This window comes from Bacillus sp. GW821-FHT11D08 (assembly GCF_058808515.1).
In genome coordinates this window covers 222827-241007 of record NZ_JBXARS010000007.1, presented here as the reverse complement: position 1 = coordinate 241007, position 18181 = coordinate 222827, and the positions used below count along the sequence as shown (strand labels likewise).

General features: G+C 47.5%; 14 protein-coding genes and 1 riboswitch. Of the genes, 4 read left to right on the top strand and 10 right to left on the bottom strand.

All coding sequences use genetic code 11. The features are described from left to right. Positions 1-79: 79 nt before the first annotated feature. Positions 80-1438 carry a purine-cytosine permease family protein gene (locus AC1RRX_RS15370; protein WP_015240847.1) on the top strand — a complete coding sequence of 453 codons (1359 nt, stop codon included), beginning with the start codon at positions 80-82 and terminating at the stop codon, positions 1436-1438. 13 nt (positions 1439-1451) lie between these two features. On the opposite strand, the gene AC1RRX_RS15365 is transcribed toward AC1RRX_RS15370, so the two are convergent. The 5 genes from AC1RRX_RS15365 to AC1RRX_RS15345 all read right to left on the bottom strand — a co-directional run bounded on the left by AC1RRX_RS15365 (position 1452) and on the right by AC1RRX_RS15345 (position 8209). Next, complete coding sequence (locus AC1RRX_RS15365; RefSeq protein WP_032867853.1) at positions 1452-2282, bottom strand: NAD(P)H-hydrate dehydratase; 831 nt, start codon at positions 2280-2282, stop codon at positions 1452-1454. A gap of 90 nt (positions 2283-2372) precedes the next feature. Then, a complete protein-coding gene (gene cydC, locus AC1RRX_RS15360) occupies positions 2373-4103 on the bottom strand; it encodes a thiol reductant ABC exporter subunit CydC (RefSeq protein ID WP_047936300.1) in 1731 nt (576 codons plus the stop codon). Beyond that, positions 4100-5803 carry a thiol reductant ABC exporter subunit CydD gene (gene cydD, locus AC1RRX_RS15355; RefSeq protein WP_144464774.1) on the bottom strand — a complete coding sequence of 568 codons (1704 nt, stop codon included), beginning with the start codon at positions 5801-5803 and terminating at the stop codon, positions 4100-4102. The genes cydC and cydD overlap by 4 nt, the downstream gene beginning before the upstream one ends. After that, on the bottom strand, positions 5803-6819 hold the full coding sequence (gene cydB, locus AC1RRX_RS15350; protein ID WP_007407762.1) for a cytochrome d ubiquinol oxidase subunit II: 1017 nt from the start codon (positions 6817-6819) through the stop codon (positions 5803-5805). Before cydB ends, cydD begins: the two co-directional genes overlap by 1 nt. Further along, entirely contained in the window at positions 6803-8209 is a 1407-nt protein-coding gene (locus tag AC1RRX_RS15345) for a cytochrome ubiquinol oxidase subunit I (protein ID WP_007407763.1), read from the bottom strand. Before AC1RRX_RS15345 ends, cydB begins: the two co-directional genes overlap by 17 nt. A gap of 501 nt (positions 8210-8710) precedes the next feature. On the opposite strand from AC1RRX_RS15345, the gene cimH reads away from it, so the two are divergent. Continuing rightward, positions 8711-10054, top strand: coding sequence for a citrate/malate transporter CimH (cimH, locus tag AC1RRX_RS15340; RefSeq protein WP_007407764.1), 1344 nt, complete (start codon positions 8711-8713; stop codon positions 10052-10054). A gap of 34 nt (positions 10055-10088) precedes the next feature. Here the strand turns inward: cimH and AC1RRX_RS15335 are convergent, their stop codons facing one another. The 4 genes from AC1RRX_RS15335 to AC1RRX_RS15320 all read right to left on the bottom strand — a co-directional run bounded on the left by AC1RRX_RS15335 (position 10089) and on the right by AC1RRX_RS15320 (position 14144). Continuing rightward, positions 10089-10931, bottom strand: a complete 843-nt coding sequence (locus tag AC1RRX_RS15335) for a polysaccharide deacetylase family protein (protein WP_007407765.1) — start codon at positions 10929-10931, stop codon at positions 10089-10091. A gap of 99 nt (positions 10932-11030) precedes the next feature. Beyond that, the gene (locus AC1RRX_RS15330; RefSeq protein ID WP_017418599.1) at positions 11031-12131 is read right to left on the bottom strand and encodes an ABC transporter ATP-binding protein; all 1101 of its coding nucleotides are present in this window, start codon (positions 12129-12131) and stop codon (positions 11031-11033) included. A 116-nt stretch (positions 12132-12247) separates the two neighbouring features. After that, a complete protein-coding gene (locus AC1RRX_RS15325) occupies positions 12248-13141 on the bottom strand; it encodes a PucR family transcriptional regulator (protein ID WP_144464772.1) in 894 nt (297 codons plus the stop codon). A gap of 166 nt (positions 13142-13307) precedes the next feature. Continuing rightward, complete coding sequence (locus AC1RRX_RS15320; protein WP_003150818.1) at positions 13308-14144, bottom strand: YitT family protein; 837 nt, start codon at positions 14142-14144, stop codon at positions 13308-13310. 65 nt (positions 14145-14209) lie between these two features. After that, positions 14210-14311: riboswitch (guanidine-I (ykkC/yxkD leader) on the bottom strand. Between the two features lie 346 nt (positions 14312-14657). Between AC1RRX_RS15320 and AC1RRX_RS15315 the strand changes: the two genes are divergently transcribed. After that, positions 14658-15197: a DUF4352 domain-containing protein gene (locus tag AC1RRX_RS15315; RefSeq protein ID WP_119834765.1), complete on the top strand. Its 540-nt coding sequence runs from the start codon at positions 14658-14660 to the stop codon at positions 15195-15197. Between the two features lie 46 nt (positions 15198-15243). On the opposite strand, the gene galE is transcribed toward AC1RRX_RS15315, so the two are convergent. After that, positions 15244-16260, bottom strand: coding sequence for a UDP-glucose 4-epimerase GalE (galE, locus tag AC1RRX_RS15310; protein ID WP_144464770.1), 1017 nt, complete (start codon positions 16258-16260; stop codon positions 15244-15246). A 210-nt stretch (positions 16261-16470) separates the two neighbouring features. Here galE and pepT point away from each other — a divergent pair, with 210 nt between their 5' ends. After that, positions 16471-17703, top strand: a complete 1233-nt coding sequence (pepT, locus tag AC1RRX_RS15305) for a peptidase T (RefSeq protein WP_014419238.1) — start codon at positions 16471-16473, stop codon at positions 17701-17703. Positions 17704-18181: the final 478 nt, after the last annotated feature.

Sequence of the window (18181 nt, the reverse complement as noted above, 5' to 3'; positions counted from 1 at the left end):
GCTGGAATTTGTAAACGACAGGTCAATCTGTTAAGCTATGTCTTTATGTTAAAGAAGAACATACGGAGGAGATTATCTATTGAAAGTAGAAAGGCGAACGATTGAACATATTCCGCATGACGAAAGACACGGAAAGGCTAAAGATTTATTCCCCGTCTGGTTCGGGGCTAATATGCATATTACGACGTTAGTCACAGGCACACTGCCCGTTACAATGGGACTCGATCTCTTTTGGAGTATCGCCGCCATTATTATCGGGACCTTTATCGGCGCAATCTTTATGGCGTCTCATTCCGCACAAGGACCTCAGCTCGGAATTCCGCAAATGATTCAAAGCCGCGCGCAATTCGGCGTGATCGGAGCGATTCTGCCCCTCTTTTTGGTCATGTTTATCTACCTGGGCTTCTTTGCGAGCAGTACGATTCTCGCAGCCGGTACACTGAGCAGCTTTGTACCGATTCCGGCTTCATGGTGTATTATCGGCTTAAGCGCCATCTGTTTTTTACTCACGATCTACGGTCATGATCTGATTCACAAAATGCAGAAAATCCTCTCTTGGACCTCCTTTGCCGTTTTTTTTGCTGCAACGATTCTTATTTTTCAACTGCCGATTCCTTCAGGAAGCTGGGTGCCCGGCTCATTAGATCTGCCTGTTTTTCTAGTGGCGGTCAGCGCGGTGGCCACATGGCAGCTGGCATACGCGCCATATGTCGCAGATTATTCCCGTTATCTGCCGGTCAAAACACCGGCATCGCATACCTTTTGGTACAGCTACGCAGGTACGTCAGTCAGTTCCATCTGGATGATGCTTCTCGGCGCCATTTTGACGACGGCGCTCCCGGAATTTACCGCTAATGCGGGAAATGAGATTGTCCGATTGTTCGGTCCGTTTTCCTTTATTATGCTGATCATCGTCCTGTTCGGGCAAATGGCGATCAACGTCTTTAATTTATACGGAGCCTTTATGTCAACGACGACTACCTTAGAGCCGTTTTTAAAACTGAAGGTGACGCCGAAAACGAGAGTGGTAATGATTCTTTGTGTGACGGCAGCAGGTACTGTATTAAGTCTCTTGGGCCAAAGCAATTTCATGGAACTGTTTTTAAATTTCATCTTTTTCATCAGTTATTTCTTAATTCCATGGACGGCGATCAACCTCGTGGATTACTATTTTATCCGACGCGGAAAATACCACGTCAAATCGATGTTTGATGTCAACGGGCAATACGGCAGGGTCAATTGGATTACAGCGGCCGCCTTCGTTTTGTCGATTATATTAGAAATCCCATTCATCAATACATCCTTTTACATCGGGCCGCTCGCTGAAATATTCGGCGGAGGCGACATTGCCTGGGTCATCGGCCTGGCCGTTCCGTCGCTGCTGTATTATGTCCTGATGAAATCAAGGGTAAAACAACAAGAGGCGCCTTCTCTATGAAGACGCCTTTTCTTTATTCATATTCCTTCCATACACGCGGCAGCAGTTCAGAAAGTTCGTGCGCCAATAAGGTATGGGCGGAGCGCTCTTTCGTCCATACCTCCGCACATTCACCGTGAAGGCGGACGGCGTTCAATACGGCATGCTTCGGGTCTTGATGACAGCACAGCATGCCGAGAATCATTCCCGTCAGCGTGTCGCCGGTCCCGCCTTTTGCAAGCGCGCCGTTTCCGGTTGTATTCCTGCGGCATTCCCCGTCGGGAAAAGCGATAATGGTTTCGTTTCCTTTCAAGACAATCGTGACGTGAAGCCGCTCCGCCCATTCTGCGGCATATCCCGCTCTGTTCTGCTGAATCTCTTGAATCGGAAGGCCTGTCATTCTGGAAAATTCGCCGGGATGAGGCGTCAAGATCACGGGGGCTTTCCTCTTTGGATAGGTTCTTTTCGTAATGGCGCCCGCGTCCAGTATGACGGGATAATCGGCAGAAAGCAGCTGATCAGCCGCCTGCTGCACTTCGTCTGTTTGAGGAAGGCCCGGCCCGATGGCAGCGGCCCGGATGGTTTCCCCGGGCTGGCCCGCCGCGGCTTTTTTCCAGCCGTCACGCCAGTACGTCGCTTCCGGCAGCACCGGGACGATAAGCGGGATGACGCCTGCCGATGTACCGATGACGAGCTTGCCGACACCGCTTCTCATCGCGCCCAATCCGGCCAGAAGGGCGGCTCCCGGCATGTCTTCGCTGCCGGCCAGCAATAACGCCGTCCCGAACGTCCCCTTATGGCTGTCTGCCTCCCGCTTCGGCAGCGTATCTTTCACATCCTGTTCCGTCCAATCCATTATATTCATCTCTGTACCTCCTCTTCTGTCTCCTATTTATATTCCAAACAAGAAGAGATTTTAAACCGCACAAAAAAACAGCCGCTCGTTTGCGGCTGTTTATGTTCTGACCGGAACATCAAGACGGTAAAGCTTCCGGTACCGTTCGTTTTCTGCAAGAAGCTCTTGATGGGTTCCTTCCATTTCTGCTTTTCCATTTTCTAAAAAGACGATTTTATCAGCTGTTTCCACACCCGCTAAATGGTGTGTAATCCAGAGGATCGTTTTCTCTTTAAAGACATCAAAAATCGTATCAAGCAATTCGCGTTCCGTGACCGCATCAAGGCCGACCGTCGGTTCATCAAGGATAATGACCGGCGTGTCTTGGAGCAGAATACGGGCAAGCGCGATCCGCTGCCGTTCCCCGCCTGAGAAACGAATCCCCGTCTCCTGCACGGACGTTTCATATCCGTCAGGCAGTGATTCAATATAATCATGCAGCTTCACTTGCCGAGCCGCACGCTTAACATCTTCATCACTCGCCTTGCCGTTTCCGAGCCGGATATTGTTCATAATGCTCGTGTTAAAGAGATGAGGTTTCTGATTCAAAACGGCCACCGCTGAGGAAATCTGCTCCTGCACGGCCGCAGTTTCTATCCCGTTCAGCATCACTTTGCCCGAATCGGGAACTAAGGCGCCTTCAATTAAAGCGAGAGAGGTCGACTTACCGGAGCCGCTCCTGCCGAGCAGCGCCATTTTTTCACCTTGGCGGAGAGTGAAGGAAAAACGGTCAAGCACATGACTGTGCTGATCATAAGAAAACGTCACGTTATCAAATGTAAGTGTCACATCCGATACATCCAGTTTCTCATCCGTCTGCTTCACCTCACGACTTCGCAGCTCCGGAGCCGCCTGACTCATTCTTTTGATGGAATCCTGATAAGAAGGCACTTCCGTCAGCGCATCCGAAAGGGGCAGAAACGCCTCCGTCAATGGAAATACGACAAGCACAAAGGCCGCGATCATCGTGTTGGCAATGCTGCCGTCCGCATACTGACCCGCCGTCCAGAACAGCATGATCAATATGAAGCCGCCGACAAGGCATTGCGCGGCGAGATCACGCCATCTCGTAAACCGCTGACGTTTGCTTTCAAGATCAAACCATGCCTTCTCTTTCTCTTCATAAGAGGAAATAAAGGCCGCCTGGCGTCCCGAGAACATCCAGTCGCTCACGCCGAGCACGGCATCTGTAAGCCGGCTGTAGAGCGTATTCCGGCCGCTTTTCAGCCTCATGTTTTTCGCTCTCGTCACAAGAAGCGACACAACCGGAAACAATACAACCAATATAAACAGATAAATCGCCGCAAAAGCGGCAAACGGCCAGGAAAAAAAGCCGAGTCCGATAACGGATGCCGCATACAGCAGCAAAGCGGAAACCGCAGGGAAAATCGTTTTTAAAAACGCATCCTGCAAATGCTCAATATCCTCAGCCAAAATGCCGAGCATGTCGCCCGTCCGAAAACGAGATGAAAGCATGAGCGAGGCCGGCTCCAGCATATTGTAAAGCCGCACCCTCATGTCGGACACGATTTTCAAAATGATATGGTGCCCCGTCAGACGCTCGGCGTACCGTGAGACTGAACGGGCAATCCCGAAGGTCCGCACGGCTACAATCGGAACGTACACCAGCAGGATATTCTCAGGCCTAGCCGCCGACTTAGAGATCAAAAAACCGGAAGTGAACATGAGAAAGGCCGCCGAAAAAATCGTCACCGCGCCTAAAAAAATCACAAGAACAAACAAACGGGCATTTTGCTTCATATACGGCAGAATCCATTCTTCTTTTCTCATGTTCTTTCCCCCAGTTGCGCCTTTACAAGTTTGGCGTATACGCCTTGTTTCGCCATCAATTCGTCGTGGGTGCCGATTTCCGCCACCGCGCCGTCATCAAGCACGATAATTTCGTCCATCTCAAGCATCCAGTGAAGACGGTGAGTGGCCAGAAAAACAAGTTTGTTTTCAAACAGGTCTTTCATCGTTTCTTTTATTTCATATTCTGTTTCAATATCAAGGTGAGCGGTCGGCTCATCCAACAGGAGAATCGGCCGGTTTCCTAAGAAGGCTCTGGCCAGCGCGACACGCTGAGCCTGCCCTCCGCTGAGCGCCCGTCCGCCCTCGCCGATCCGGCCGTCAAGACCGCCGGGCAGATCACGGATCAGTTCGGAAAGACCCGCCGATCTAGCGGCGCGCGCCGTTTCCTCACGCGAAGCATCAGGATGATAAAACCGGATATTATTCAAAAGCGTGTCATCAAAAATATACGGGTGCTGCGGAATATAAAGCAGCTGCTTCTGCCAGCCGTCCGACTGCAGATGCGAGCGGGATTCACCGTTTACCTTGATCTCACCGGACGCAGGCTCTAAAAAGCCACCCAGCACATCAATGAGTGTCGATTTTCCCGCACCGCTTTCCCCGATAATCCCGATTTTCTTCTTCCCTTTGAAGGACAGATGAAATTCAGACATCGATTCTCGGACGGACAAACGTGCAAGCTGTAATTCATCCCCGTCAGTCCACGTATCAAGTTCGAGCGGCTTTTCTTCTTTAAAACCGGGCTGCTCCAAAATCGCTTGAATGGTTTTCCCCGCCTCCTGCCCGTTTAACGTTGCGTGGTAATCATTTCCCACTTCGCGGACCGGGAGAAAATATTCAGGCGCGAGAATGAGCGCGGTCAGTGCCGGTCCGAGCAGAATTTGTCCGTCTATCAGCCGCAAGCCGAGAAACACCGCCACTGTCGCCACCGACAGCATCGTAAAAAAATCCAGGGCGAATGATGATAAAAACGCGACCCGGAGCGTGCTCATCGTCGCCTTGCGGTATCTCTCACTGACATGAAAGATGTTTTTACTGTGTGATTTGCTTAATCCTAAAAACCGCAATGTCTCCAGTCCGCGGAGCGAATCCACGAAATGATTGGAAAGCGTCTGATAGGACTTCCATTGGCGATCGGCTTTTTTCTGTGCGACAAGTCCGAGCAGAATCATAAATACAATCAAAATCGGAAGCGCAAGAATCAGAATCAATGCCGATGTTTTATCCTGAAAAAACACGTAAATGACAACGGCAGCCGGCACAATCGCCATGCTGACCATTTTCGGCAGAAACAGCTCTAAATAACGGCGGAACTGGCTGATGCCTTCCATCGCCAGCGTCACCATCCGGCCTGTCCCCTCTTTTTTCGCAAAGCGGGGGCCGAGACGGAACAATTGCTCAAGAAATCTTTTTCTTAAGTCCGCGCCGGTTTGCGCGGCATATTGGTACACGATTTTCTGCCGGACCGCTGTCACCGCATGCCGGACCAAAAACGCAAGCAGGAAAAAGCCGATAACCGGATAAAGAGAAGCAATCCGCTTCCCGTTAAATAATCCGGTTACCGCCTGGCTCAGCCATTCCGCCTGCAAGATGATGGCGGCCGTTTGTATAATCGTTAATCCCGTAATGATCGCAAGAATCCGCTTCATTCCTTTATAAAGAAACAGGTCTTTTCCCATTAATAAGTCATAGGCTCCTTATGGCTGACGCGTTTCCGGAAGACATAATAGCTCCAGATCTGACTGCCGATGACAAACGGCAGCAGAGTCAGTGCGGCAATTGTCATGACCTTAAGTGAATAATCACCGGAAGACGCGTTAGCTACTGTTAAGTCATACGCGCTTTTCAGCGAGCTGACCATGACGCGCGGGAACAGAGAGATAAAAATCATCGCAACTGTCAAAGCAAGACCCGCGCCGGTCATACCGAATGCCCAGCCGTCTTTTTTCTTGCTCATGAACACAACGGCAAGAACGTTGCAGATGACAATTAGCACGAATACCGGAATCGTGATGTTTGCCCGGCGTGTAAACATATCCGTATCGTATGCAGACATCGCAAAGAAAGCAAGTACAACAAGAAAGATAACACCGATTACACGTTTTGCCATTTTTCTCGCACGCTCTTGTAAATCACCGATCGTGCGCAGTGTGACAAACATTAAACCGTGCAGGAATGAAAGAAGGGTGACGGCTGCTCCGCCAAGAACGGAATACACGTTCACAATATCTGAAAAACCTGCGTGAATGTTCATATGGCCGTCAATCGGCATGCCGCGGAACAAGCTTGTGAAAATAAGTCCGAATACAAATGGCGGGATAAGGCTGCCGAAGAAAATCACCCAGTCCCATGTTTTGACCCATTTTAAATGATTCACTTTTCCGCGGAATTCAAACGCCACGCCGCGTCCCATTAAAGCAAGAAGGATGATGATAAACGGAATATAATATCCGCTCAGCATCGTCGCATACCAGTTCGGGAATGCCGCGAAGATCGCTCCCGTACCTGTCAGCAGCCATACCTCATTCGCATCCCAGAACGGGCCGATGGTGTTAATCAGCACTCTGCGTTCTAATTCATTATGGCCAAGAAATCGGGTCGAAATGCCGACACCGAAATCAAAACCTTCTAAAAAGAAAAATCCGACAAACAAAACTGAAACGAGTACAAACCAAAGATCATGAAGTGACCCCATGGTAGACCTCCTGACTGAACGGATCCGTTGATACAGGAACATCCTTGTGATCATCATGGTCCGCACCTTTTTTAATTTCACGAACGAATAGGAAGACAAGCAGCGCGCCTAAAATCAAGTACATGACGCCGAAGCCGATAATTGAAAACAGCAGAGATCCCGTCGTTACGTTAGGCGAAACGGATTGTGCGGTCGTCATTTGTCCCATGACCGTCCACGGCTGGCGGCCGATTTCAGTCATAATCCAACCGGCAGAGTTCGCAATGAACGGGAATGCGATCAGCGCGATCATGCCCCGTAAATACCACTTGCTCGTATGAAGCTTTTTGCGGCGGTTCAGAATAAAGCCGGCAATCGCGGCAAAAATCATAAGCGCGCCCGCTCCCGCCATAATGCGGAAACTCCAGAACGTCGTTTTAACAGGCGGGATATAGTCGCCTTTTCCGTACGTTTTTTCGTATTCTTTTTGAAGTGTTTTCATCCCTTTCACACTGCCGCTGAACTTCTGGTAAGCCAAGTAGCTGAGTGCGTAAGGAATTGAAATTTCTGATGTGTTTTTTTCTTTATTCGTATCAATGTTCGCAAAAGCCGTCCACGCGGCAGGATCACCGCTGTCATCCCAAAGCGCTTCACTGGCAGCCATTTTCATCGGCTGCGATTCCATTAAATGCTCAGCCTGCATATGTCCGCTGAACGCAACGCCGATACCGGCGATCAGACCGACAATCATCGAAAGCTTGAAAGATTTATGGAAGAAAGGCACTTCTTTTTTCTTCAATAATTTAAATGCGCTGACACCGGCGATAAAGAAAGCACCCGTCGCAAGCGCCCCGAAAATGACGTGAGGGAATTCAACCCAAAGCTGAGGGTTTGTCAAAAGCGCCCCGAAATCATTCATTTCCGCTCGGCCGTTTTTAATCGTAAAGCCGACCGGCTCCTGCATGAATGAGTTTGCCGTCAAAATCCAGAAAGATGACATAATCGTTCCGAAAGATACAAGCCAAATGCAAAGCAAATGCACTTTTTTAGATAAACGGTCCCAGCCGAAAATCCATAATCCGATAAAAATAGACTCCATAAAAAACGCCAAAAGCGCTTCAATCGCAAGCGGAGCCCCAAATACGTCTCCGACAAAACGGGAATAATCAGACCAGTTCAATCCGAACTGGAATTCCTGAAGAATCCCTGTGACGACGCCGACAGCGAAGTTAATTAAAAAGAGATGCCCCCAAAATTTAGCCATTTTGAGATAGGTCTCTTGTTTTTTGACAACATAAAGCGTCTCCATCAAAGCAACCATAAACACAAGCCCGATAGACAAAGGCACAAACAAGAAGTGAAACAATGTTGTAGATGCAAATTGAATGCGGGCTAATACCAACTCACTCATGATGTTTTTCCTCCAATCTGGTAAATTGCTCAACATTTCACAAACATAGCGAAATCATTGCTCGGTATTTCACAAAAATGATATATTTGCTCAATGTTTCACAAATTCGTCAAAACTATTGAAATATCAGCCTGTACACCCTGGGGGACAGCGGCTGTCATAGAAATGATTCAATATCATTACTTTACAACGATTCAGCCTAAAAAAAAAGATCAATATACCTAAAATAAGGCTGAAATTGTGACCGATTATTGTCGGATTTGTAGAGATTTTATGTCAGCACCTAGGATATTTGTCCCTTTGATATCGTACCTCTTTTTTATTCGTGTGGCGAACAAAATGCTTTTCTCGGTGAAAAAGCCCGCCAAATCGCCATTTTGAGAAAGAAAATGTGAAGAAAGCATGCCCTCTAGTAAATTCATAATATATGAACAATTTAAATTTTTTAGTATACTTTAAATGGGGATATTTTTTCACTACATAACGACTGGGGGAACAAGCATGGGAGAACTTCAACCAAAATTGCAAACGGATTCAATCCAAAAACAGGAACGGACTGATAACTGGTTTGCCAGAGCAATGAATATAAGAATCGGCATTATTCCTCTTCCTATCTATATCCTGCTTTTCTTGCTTATTACGGTGTTTGTCATGAGCCGTGATGTAAAAAGCGACATTCTGACATCAATTGCCGTCATGAGTTTTTTCGGATTTACCTTCGGCCAGATCGGAAAATCCATTCCGATCGTGCGTTCCATCGGCGGCCCTGCGATTCTCGCAACCTTTATTCCATCCGCTGTCGTCTACTACCACCTGCTTCCGAAAGACATTATTACTTCAACAACAGAATTCACGGAAAGCTCCAACTTTCTCTATCTATTTATTGCCGGTATCGTCGTCGGCAGTATTCTCGGGATGAAAAGAGAGACGCTCGTCAAAGCTTTCGTCAAGATTTTTATTCCGCTGATCGCCGGCTCGATCGCGGCCGCCATCGTCGGCTTATGCGTCGGGACGCTGCTCGGGCTCGGCTTTCAGCACACATTGCTTTATATTGTCGTTCCGATTATGGCGGGGGGTGTCGGTGAAGGCGCGATTCCTTTATCCATCGGCTACTCCGATATTATGCCGATGTCCCAGGGAGACGCCTTTGCGCTTGTGCTGCCGTCCATCATGCTCGGCAGCCTGTGCGCCATTATGTTATCGGGTTTGCTGAATGTCATCGGGAAACGCAAACCGGAATGGACGGGCAACGGGAAGGTTGATAAGTCTGATCATTCCGCTCCCGCATTGGAACAGCCGGCCAATGATAAAACGTTTGATTTGTCCTTTTTCGCTTCAGGCGGTATTTTAGCGGTTTCTCTCTATTTAGTCGGCATGCTGGCGCATGATTTCTTTCAGCTTCCGGCTCCTGTCGTGATGCTCGTCCTTGCCGTTCTCATTAAGCTGTTCAGGCTGGCGCCGGCTTCGATTGAAAACGGAGCCTTCGGCGTCTCGCGCTTTTTCTCGACAGCCGTGACCTATCCGCTCTTATTTGCGATCGGCGTTTCAATGACACCGTGGGACAAGCTGATTGCGGCGTTTACGATCAGCAACATCATTACCATTTTATCAATCGTCGTCACGATGATGGCCGTCGGTTTTCTGACCGGAAAATGGCTGAATCTGTACCCGATTGAGACGGCGATTATTAATGCCTGCCATTCCGGCCAGGGCGGCACCGGCGACGTCGCGATCTTGAGCGCCGCTGAACGGCTTGAGCTTATGCCGTTCGCCCAAGTGTCGACCAGAATCGGCGGAGCGATTACCGTGAGTCTCACCCTTCTGCTGCTTCATCAATTCTATTAAACTGAAAAAAGCCTCCGCATATGCGGAGGCTCTGTTATTTCATCACATTTTGAATATAAGAGCCGAATGCCGCGCCGGACATGCCCGGCGACACACGGACGCGGTGAAGCCCGTAAAGCCCCTGATCTCTTGACGCCGCTCCCGGCTCCGTCGTAACCGCCATACGGTAGCCTGACGCGGCGGCGGCTTTTAATGTTTCCTTATTATATCGTCCGACTGGGTAGCTGATCATAGACGTCCGCTGCCCGAACATTTGATCAAATAAACGCTTAGAGTCCTTCATTTCACGTCGCTGCTGCTGCGGTGTGAGCCCGTTCAATTCGAGATGGTTCATCGTATGGCTCTGAATGGAAATGCCGTGGGCGGCCATCTCCTTCATCTGCTTCTCAGTCAGATGATTCTTATGCCCGATAAAGTTTCCGATCATAAAGATTGTCGCTTTCATCTTGTATTTCTTTAAAATGGGATAGGCCGCTTTCACATTGTCGGTATAGCCGTCATCAAATGTGATCAGAACACATTTTTCACGCGGCTCCTTATCCTCCGTCAGCATCAGATAGGCCTCTTCAGGAGTCATCGTATAATAGCCGTGATCATGAAGCCACTTCATATGCTGCCGGAACTCTTCCTTCGGCACACGCAGGCTGTTTCCCTCAGAAATGCTGTGGTACATCAGAATCGGCAGTCTTGCCGTTCCTTTCGTTTGAACCCAGGCGGACGTATCCGGCTCTTTTTTGATTTGGCGCTTTACAGACTTTTTATCGTGGTGCGCTTCTGCCTTCGGAATGCTTTGTTCGGCGCTTGCCTCATGGCCCGAGCAGGCGGCAAGCGTAAACACGGCAGCCAAAAGGCACATGCACATGATCATGCGTTTCATCGTTTTCCTGCTTTCTGTCTTCTATTTACTTTTTATATCGGTTATGCGTCATAAATTGTTACATAAAAAAAGCCGGACATCCAGCTGTCCGGCTTTGCGTTATGAGCGGATTCTGATTTCTGTTTCACTGTCAAAAAAGTGAGCTTTATTCATGTCGAAAGCGACGGTCAATTCTTCACCGGCATGAATGTCATGGCGGGCGTCAATCCGGGCGATAAAATCCTGATCCCCGATCCGGGAATAAACCATAATTTCTGACCCGAGCAATTCCGCGACATTGATTTTAGCTGTGATGGATGAATTCTTATAGGATTCTACCACAATCAGCTCATCATGTATGTCTTCCGGACGGATGCCGAAGATAACATCTTTGCCGGCATACCCTTTTTCCCGGAGCATTTTCATTTTCCCTTCCGGCACGCTGAGAGCGGCTGAACCGATCTGAATGGCGCCGTCCGTCAGCTTTCCTTTGAAAAAGTTCATCGCTGGGGAGCCGATAAACCCGCCGACAAATACGTTTTCGGGATGTTCATACACGTCTTTCGGTGTGCCGATCTGCTGAATTTTTCCGTCCTTCATGACTACGATGCGTGTCGCCATCGTCAGTGCTTCTGTTTGGTCGTGCGTCACATAGATTGTGGTTGTTTGCAGCCTTTGATGCAGCTTAATAATTTCTGCCCGCATCTGCACCCGAAGCTTTGCGTCCAGATTTGACAGCGGCTCATCCATTAAAAACACTTTGGCGTCCCTGACAATCGCCCGGCCTAATGCAACCCGCTGCCGCTGCCCGCCGGAGAGCGCCTTCGGTTTGCGGTGCAGATACTCTGTGAGCCCCAGCATTTTCGCCGCTTCTTCGACCCGTTTTTTTATCTCAGGTTTCGGCATCTTCCTCAGCTTCAGACCGAAAGCGATATTATCATAGACCGTCATGTGCGGATATAACGCATAGTTTTGAAACACCATGGCGATATCCCTGTCTTTAGGAGCGATGTCATTCACTCTCGTGTCACCGATATAGAAATCGCCCTTCGTAATGTCTTCCAGCCCGGCAACCATCCGCAAAGTTGTCGACTTGCCGCACCCCGACGGACCGACAAACACGATAAACTCTTTATCTTTAATATGAAGGTTAAAATCATCGACAGCCGCTTCTTTTTGATCGTAATACTTATAAATATGCTCCAGCCGAAGTTCCGCCATGTCATCTCCCCCTTTTTGTAAACGCTTTCTTTAATAGGATTGTAACAGCGTCAGACGGCGGCGGATATAGGCAATGTTCATAAAAAAAGTCCGCTGCCTTCGTGCACATTTCCCATTTAATGTGATTTTTCATACTGCAGACAAATGAAATAAGCCAGCAGGGCGCCCCGATATGTCTTAATATCAATACCCGAGCGTTCCGCAAATTTATCAATCCGATATTGAAGACTGTTGCGGTGCAAATGCAGTCTTTTCGATGTGAGCGACATGTTCGAGTTATGTTCAATAAAAGTCTGAATCGTATGCTTCAGCTCCGGTTCTTTCTGAAACAGCAGCACCGCTTCTTCGTGAAGCAAGGCTGAGAGCTTTTCTCTGCTTTCTTCCGTGAGCATGGCCGGAAATACCGTTTCCGCGGTCAGCGTGCTCAGCTGCGGGAGATAACGCCGGCCAATCTGACAATATTGCTGTTCTCTCCGATAATGAAGGCGCAGACGTTCTCCCGCGCCGTAATACCTTCCGATGAAAAAACGGACACTGAAATAAAAATCGCCTTCGAGAATCTTCACAAAAGATGCGATGTCATCCGAATCTGGCGCTTCCAGCTTTTCTTCCTCCACAATCACGCCCTGATCCCTTCCCGTCCGGACAACTGTATATGAAACCGGCCAGAAATGGCGCAGCGCTTCCGTAAATGCCCCCCAGTCCCGTTCTCCCAATAAGTCATAATGGATAAAACGGACACGCGGCTCCTTGACATCAGGCACCGGGCCTTCTTCCAGCAGAAAACGCCGCCACCTCTTTGCTGCCGCCGTCTCCGGAAAAAAATCGCCTTTTTCTTCAGCGGGCGTCAAAAGTGATTCCAGAAGCAGTTTCTCCTTCGGGGTAATATCCTCCTTCGGAATGGCGACATAGACCCGCCTTTTCTCATCATAAAAACAAAAGACATCTTCCGCCGTACAGCACGTATCAGACACCACAGCCCTCGGATAAATTGCCAATAACGGATTCATATGCGCTCCTCTCTATCGCTCTATCATATTTTCAGTATAAAACGTCCGGCCGATTGTATCCACTTCGTTTTAAGAAACAGCTTTCAGGCTATTTCCCGGGAAACGGATCATAACAGCTTCTGCCGGCATAAGAAAAAAACCCTCCGCGCAGGCAGAGGGATCCTTTTTATTTAGAGATATCGACGAAGCCTTCACCAAAGACGTCACGCACATCATGAACAATGACAAACGCTTTTGTATCACAGCTTTTAATAATTTTTTTGAGCATGGAAAGCTCTTGTTTCTGGATGACGATATATAAAATTTCCTTCGACTGCCCCGTGTAATTTCCTTTACCCGACAGCAGCGTGACCCCTCTGTCCATAAGCGTGTTGACCTGTTCAGCGATTTCGTGCTTATGCTCAGATATAATCGTCACCGCTTTTTTCGTATTCAGGCCTTCAATGATAAAGTCCATCACCTTCGTTCCGATGTACAGCATGACAATGGTAAACATCATTTTTTCTGCACCGATGATGAAATAAGAACTGAAGACGACAATCAGATCAAAGAACAAAAGCGCATAGCTGATATTCCAATCGAGATATTTGTTCGCAATCCTCGCCAAAATGGCAGAACCCGCAGTCGTGCCTCCGACTCGAATAATGATCCCGATTCCGACACCGGCAAACACACCCGCAAAAATAGTATTAATAATGAGTTCATGTGAAGGCGAGTGCCAATCATGCGTCAGATGCAGAAACAGTGAGTTGGCGACAACGGTAATGATCGTATAAAGCGTTGTTTTTCCGTCTAAAAATTTATATCCGATAATCAATAAGATCCCGTTCAAAATGATATTCGTCACCCCGGGCGACCATTCAAACACATAGTACAAGATCAGGGTGATTCCCGTTACCCCGCCCTCTCCAAGATCATTCGGAATGGCGAATAAATTAACGGCCAAAGCAAAGATAAAAGCCCCAATAATCAGCATCAGCACATCCAGCAATCTCTTTTTCATCCCAGACACTCCCTTTATATAAAATCAAAAAAGCCCGGGAGAGCACTCTTCATTAAAAGAGCAGAAACTCCCGGGCTTTTATCCCAACGTGTCACAGCAGGAACCTGCTGTGTGTTTTCTCTCGGTCCAGACCAATTCAGCATTGCGGAACCCTAGAAAACCACTGTTTTTTATGTTCAGTTTTTGTATATCTTTCAAGATTATACGGGAAATCACGAACATGTTCAACCACTCTTTTTTCAATAAACGTATAAAAAATATGAGCGATCTGCCGATACTAAAAAAGGCCCTTAAAATACATGACTAAAAAATCATTAAAATACTTTTTTTCTCAAAATATTATTGACTATAGGTTATTTTACAGGCATTATAGTATGTAGTTTTCAAGAAATAGTTTACATAGGAGGAAATATTATGGCAGGCAACCTGGTGTCTTGTAAGGCATGCGGCAAAGAAATCGCTAAAGGCGTTAAAAAATGCCCAAACTGCGGTAAAGATCAGAGAAACTTTTTTATGAGACATAAAATTATCACATTGCTTCTGGCAGTAGTGGTTATTATCATTCTCGTAAACATCGGCGGCGGAGGCGGATCTTCATCATCTAAAACCGCGTCTTCAAAAGCTGCGGAATCCAAGGAAAAACTGTATAACATCGGTGACACTGTTAAGACTGAAAAAACAGAAGTTACTGTTACCAAAGTGGAAAAAAGAGATTCAGTAGGCTCTCAATTTGTCGAGAAAAAAGCATCTGACGGCGGCGTTATCGTAGCTGTTCAATACACAGTTAAAAATGTTTCAAACAAGCCGTTAAGCTCTTTCTCCATTCCAAGAGCGAAATTAGTAGATTCTAAAGGAACATCCTATGATTCAGATATTGATGCTTCTTCAAGCTATGCAACAGAAACAAAAGTAGACAACAGTAAAATTTTAAGTGACTTGAACCCGAACATTAAAGTTACGGACGTAAAAGCTTTTGAAGTTGATAAAAACGCATACTCTAAAGGCACTTGGAAATTAAAGTTCAGCAACGATGTTGAAGTGAAAATTAAATAATGACCGTAATAAAAGAGACCTTCACCATTTGAAGGTCTCTTTCTTTTTATACCTTTTGGTACCCGTTCACATTGGAGGACTGCCACTTCCAAGAGTCGGCGCACATGTCTTCAAGCCCGCGCTTTGCTTCCCAGCCTAATTCAGCCTTCGCTTTTGCCGGGTCTGCGAAGCATGCGGCGATGTCTCCCGGGCGCCGGTCGGCAAAACGGTACGGCACTTCTTTTCCTGATACTTTTTCAAACGCCTTGACCATCTCAAGAACGCTGTAGCCTTTTCCCGTGCCGAGATTATAGGCATCCGCGCCTGTTGTGTTCAGCACCTTCTCAAGCGCTCTGACGTGGCCCTCGGCAAGGTCAACGACATGGATGTAATCCCGCACGCCGGTGCCGTCCTTTGTCGGATAATCATTGCCGAACACCTGCAATTGCTCAAGCTTGCCGACAGCGACTTGTGCGACGTACGGCATTAAATTATTCGGGATGCCGTTCGGGTCTTCTCCGATCCGCCCGCTCGGGTGCGCGCCGAACGGATTAAAGTAGCGGAGCAGCGCAATGCTCCATTCAGAGTCCGCTTTATGCAGATCGCGTAAAATCTGTTCCAGCATCAGCTTTGTCTGCCCGTAAGGATTGGTCGCGCTTAATGGAAAATCCTCAGTGATCGGCGTTGTTTCCGGAACGCCGTAAACCGTCGCTGAAGAACTGAAGACGATTTTTTTCACACCGTGTGCCTGCATGGCTTCACATAAAATAAACGTTCCCGTCAGATTATTATGATAATAACGGAGCGGAACAGCCACAGACTCACCGACGGCTTTTAATCCCGCAAAATGAATGACGGCTTCAATCTCATTTTCAGCAAACACCCGGTGAACGGCATCACGGTCAAGGAGATCCGCCTCATAAAACACAAGCCCTTTTCCGGTAATGTCTTTCACACGCTCCAATGCTTCCGGTGAACTATTTGACAGATTATCCAGAACCACGATGTCATAGCCGCCGTTTAACAGCTCGACACATGTGTGGCTTCCGATATAACCCGCTCCGCCTGTCACTAAAATCGCCATGAAGAAAGCCTCCTCTATTGAATGAATTGACCATATTATATCGGTTTTTTCTTCCTCAATCATCCATTTCCAAAAAGTTTAATCGTTTAGTCATCGTTTCTTCATAATTTATTTTCATTCGTGTAAAACACAGAGCCCTCGATTCAAACGGGTTGTGAAATAGAAATCCCTCCCCCGCGCATGGTAAGATAAGACAAAGGAGATGACGGTATGAAAAATGAAATCATTGAACGCTTTACCTCTTATGTAAAAGTCGATACACAGTCTGACGAAAACAATGAAAACTGCCCTTCAACCCCCGGCCAGCTGACATTGGCCAACATGCTGGCAGATGAATTAAAGTCGATCGGCATGACAGAAATCACAGTCGATGACAATGGGTACGTCATGGCGACTCTGCCGGCGAATACGGATAAAGACGTGCCGACTGTCGGTTTTCTGGCTCACGTGGACACCGCGACCGATTTTACCGGAAAAAATGTGAATCCTCAGATTATTGAGAGCTACGACGGACATGATATCGTTTTAAATGACAAACTCAATGTCGTCCTGTCGCCTGAGCAATTCCCGGAGCTCTCCCGCTATAAAGGCCAGACGCTGATCACAACAGACGGCACGACGCTGCTCGGAGCCGACAACAAAGCGGGAATTGCCGAAATCATGACGGCAATGGCGTACTTGATCAAACATCCGGACATCAAACACGGAACGATCCGGGTCGCGTTCACGCCCGATGAAGAAATCGGCAGAGGCCCTCACAAATTCGATGTCGGCCGCTTCAACGCCGCATTCGCCTACACGATAGACGGAGGCCCACTCGGCGAACTGCAATATGAAAGCTTTAACGCAGCAGCCGCAAAGCTTACTTGTTACGGAAAAAGCGTCCACCCGGGAACGGCGAAAAACAAAATGGTCAACGCTTCAAAAATCGCGATGGAATTTCATCACGCGCTGCCGAAAGAAGAAGCGCCGGAATATACGGAAGGGTATGAAGGCTTCTATCATTTACTTTCCATGAACGGAGACGTTTCTGAAGCCGCCCTGTCGTACATCATCAGAGACTTTGACAGAGACCGCTTTGCAGAACGAAAAGAATATATGCAGAAAACCGCCGATGCGCTGGCGGCCAAATACGGCAAGGAAAGCATCAAGCTTGAACTGCGTGATCAATATTACAACATGAGAGAAAAAATCGAACCGGTCAAAGAGATAGTCGATGTCGCCTATCAAGCCATGAAAAACCTCGACATCGAACCGATTATCGAACCGATCCGGGGCGGAACCGACGGATCACAGCTCTCTTACATGGGGCTGCCGACACCGAACATTTTTACGGGCGGCCAAAACTTCCACGGAAAATATGAATACATTTCCGTCGATCATATGGAAAAGGCGGTAAACGTCATTGTTGAAATCGCCAGGCTCTTTGAAGAGCGCGCTTAAAACCAAAGCCCCCTGCTTTGGTTTTTTTCTTTCACATGAAACCTTTCCTTCTTTCTTTCCGTATATAAGGTATGAAATGGAAAGAAGGAGTGAAGACTATGGCAAGAGGGACTGTAGCGAAAGAATTGAAAAAAACCTTAAAAGACCCGCGTATTCTGGAGACGAAATCAAACCCTTTTAAAAAACTGCGGAAAATGTTCAAACGATTTTTTTAAGATAACATCTCGTTTTCTTTAAAAAAATAAAGAAAGCGCTGTCATCCTGCAGTCATCTGTTAGAAGCAGTTATTTTGCATATTATAAGATTTTTTAGGGTACTGAATAACACAAGGCAAACGAAAACACTGAAGTAGTTAATTTGATGCTTACAAAAAATAGTAAAAAAGTTATATAAACGATCATCATTCATCAGCCGATACAATCTATAGAACCACAACAAGAGCAAAACTTCTTCAACCCATAGTCATTTTTACGGAAAA